Genomic DNA, 2,943 nt, shown 5'->3' on the forward strand with positions numbered 1-2,943 from the left:
GGCGGCTCGACAAGCTTAAGATCCCGTACGGCCGGATCGTCGGCGACGTGTCGGAGTACGACCGGCAGGTCGCGCTCGACCGCTTCCGGTCGGGAGCGCTGCAGGTCATGCTGATCACGATCGACGCGGGCGGTGAGGGCGTCGACGGCCTACAGCACTCGGACACGCTCGTTGTTCTCCAGCGGTCGTGGAAGATGCTCGCGAACGTCCAGCTCGAGGCGCGCATCGACCGTATCGGCTCGGAGAAACACGAGTCGGTGCACGTCATCGACGTCGTCACCCGCGGAAGCATCGAGGAGACGCGGCTGTACCCTCGCCTCGCCGAGAAGTTCGAGCGCCTCGAGGAGATCCAGCGCGACCGCGCGCGGCTCTCCGCCGCGGGACTGAACCCGCCGGAGATGTTCACTCTGGAGCGCGAGGAGACCACGCTGATGAACGCGGACCTAGGAGAGTGATGATGATGACCACGCTGCCCCGAGTGATGCTGCTCGCGCCCCAGTTCTGGATCTCCGGCACGGTGACGCTCGCCCGCGAGCTTCAGCTAGGCTGGCCCGCGGACCGGCAGCCGGTCATCGCGTGTCCGACCAGATCCGGTCGTCCGTCCACCCAGTGGGGACGCGACGTCGGCGCGATCAGGCGCGCAACGCACACGTCGTGGAAGCCGGACATCATGGGCACCGCCGAGGGCGTGCTGGAAGTCGCACGCGACGCGTTCGACCTGGTGCACGTCACCGAGCCTGACATTCCCGCCGCCCAGCGTGACTGGTGGCACGACACGCTGGAGCGTCTGCCCGTTCCGTGGACGCTGACGCTGAACGGCAACACCTACCCGGACGTCGACTGGCAGCGCATCATCAACGCTCGCAGGTTCACCGGTGTGGTGTGGCACACTCCCGGACACGTTCCTCCGGAGCTACGCGACGCCCGGCGTCCGCTCCGGATCGTGTCGCTGCCGCGCCCGTACACGCTGCGGCACGATGTGTCCGCACAGCTGCCGCGACTTGCCCACCCGGTGTTCGCCCTGGAACGGCGGGAGTCACCGGTCATCGGCACGCACTGCCGCATCGCTCCCGACAAGGGAGTCGCGCTCGTGGCCGCACTGGCGCGCCACATCGGCGCGTGCGTCTGCGTCGACGGAGCTCCGCAGGCCGGAGCGATGCCCTACACCCTGACGATCCAGCGAAGCTACCTTCCTGAGGATGATCACGTACCCGCCGAGGCCCGCTGGGTGTCGGACATCGGGCCGGGACGCGTCAGCTACATGGGTTCGTTTACCGACGGAGTCGTCGTCGCCCGCGAGCACGACGTGCACGTGAGTGCGACGCGCCTCGGGTTCTCCGCCGGACACGAGTACTCGCTGCTCGAGGCGGTCGACGCCGGATGCGTCATCGTACAGCCGGAGCACATGACCGAGAGTGGCTGCCCCCTGAACCAGCACACGTACCCGTGGGACCGACGTGGCGTCGTCGGCGCGCTTCTGGAGGAGCACAGGGCGCTGTCCGACGCCGTCCGCGACGCGGTCTTGGCTCACGAGTCCTGGTATGATCAGTCGCGCAACCGCACGCTCGTTGCCGAGCACCACGATCCTGGTCGGCTCGTTCGCGCGTTCATGGACGAGGTTTTGGCGGTCATCTGACCGAGGAGGAACGATGGAAGAGAGCAAGAACAAGCAGCCCGCGCCTCTCACGTGGCAGGGCGTGGCGCTGTTCACGGTGCTGTGCGCCACCGTGATCACGATAGTGTGGCTGCTGACGTCATGACCGAAGTCGACCCGATCACGATAACCGGCGAGCTGCTGCTCGCCCGCCGAACGGCGCTGGGACTATCGCGCGGCAAGATGGCCGAGCTGCTCGGCGTCAGGGGCGGGGCGTACTGGCGCTTCGAGGTGCGCGGCGTTATACAGCCGGACGAGCGCGCGCACCTCGTCGCCGTCGCCGACCGCTGGCTGACCGGGGACGCCTCCGCGGCGCTCCGGAGCCTCCCCTCGAAGGCGAAGGTGACGCCTTCGAAGGTACCGGCGAAGTTGGTCCGCGTCGCCCCGAGAGAGGCGCCGAGCGTCTTTCACGAGGAGGACGAGGACATCGTCCAGTGGGCCGACGCGCTGAAGCCCGACCGACAGCGGCGCTTGGAGATCGTGTTCCCGCTGGACTCGGTGTCGCCGACGGCGCTGTCCGTGCACGACGGTCTCGTGCGCGTGTCGAACAGCGAGGTCTCGACGTTCAAGCGCTGCCGGCGCAAGTGGTGGCTGGTGTACGTTCGCGGACTGCGGTCGACATACGAGCCGCCGTTCGGCGCGCGGGCGACCGGCACCCGAGGTCACGCGGCGCTGGCGGCGTGGTACCGGCCCGACGGCGAGGAGCGGATCGACCCGCGCGACGCACTCGAGATCATCATCGAGTCGGAGCGCGAGCAGCTCGAGGCGACGGCCGACCTCGAGGAGGGCGTCCTCACGCGGTTCAACAGGGACGTGGAGCTGGAGCGCGTCGTCGTTGAAGGCTACATGGAGTGGCTCAAGGAGACCGGAGTCGACTCCGAGTACCGCGTGGTCGGTTCGGAGCGGTACCTCGAGGCGCCGCTACCCGAGGTGGAGAACACGCTCATTATCGCGCGCCTCGACGCTCGCGTCGTCCGCACGTACGACAACGCGCGGCTGTTCATCGACCACAAGTTCGTCGCGTCGATTCCCGCGGCGACGAAGCTGCTGCCGATGAATGAGCAGATGATGTGGTACGTGTTGCTGGAGCAGCTTCAGCCAGACCTCGATCCTGCCCAGAGAGTGGGAGGCGCGCTCTACAACATGCTGCGTCGTTGCAAGCGGACGGCGACCGCGCAGCCGCCGTTCTTCCAGCGGGTGGAGGTGCATCACAATCCGGTGGAGGTCGAGAACTTCCGCAGGCGGCTCGTCGGCGCGCTGGACGACATGAAGTACTGCCGCGACGAGCT

General features: G+C 67.7%; 3 protein-coding genes. All 3 read left to right on the top strand.

Annotation, left to right across the window (positions count from 1 at the left end; all coding sequences use genetic code 11):
• A partial coding sequence (locus tag PHG22_04695; GenBank protein ID MDD5491045.1) for a helicase-related protein occupies positions 1 to 455 on the top strand: 455 nt, incomplete at its 5' end.
• A gap of 2 nt (positions 456 to 457) precedes the next feature.
• The gene (locus tag PHG22_04700) at positions 458 to 1,636 is read left to right on the top strand and encodes a hypothetical protein (protein MDD5491046.1); all 1,179 of its coding nucleotides are present in this window, start codon (positions 458 to 460) and stop codon (positions 1,634 to 1,636) included.
• A gap of 120 nt (positions 1,637 to 1,756) precedes the next feature.
• On the top strand, positions 1,757 to 2,943 hold a 1,187-nt coding region (locus PHG22_04705; GenBank protein MDD5491047.1), incomplete at its 3' end, for a PD-(D/E)XK nuclease family protein.

The sequence above is a fragment of the Patescibacteria group bacterium genome, from assembly GCA_028716045.1.
Classification (GTDB): domain Bacteria; phylum Patescibacteriota; class Patescibacteriia; order JAQUQO01; family JAQUQO01; genus JAQUQO01.

What these genes read in the sequence shown, in the direction of transcription:
- PHG22_04700 (MDD5491046.1), top strand. Translation starts at nt 458, where the DNA reads ATGATGACCACGCTGCCCCGAGTGATGCTGCTCGCGCCCCAGTTCTGG.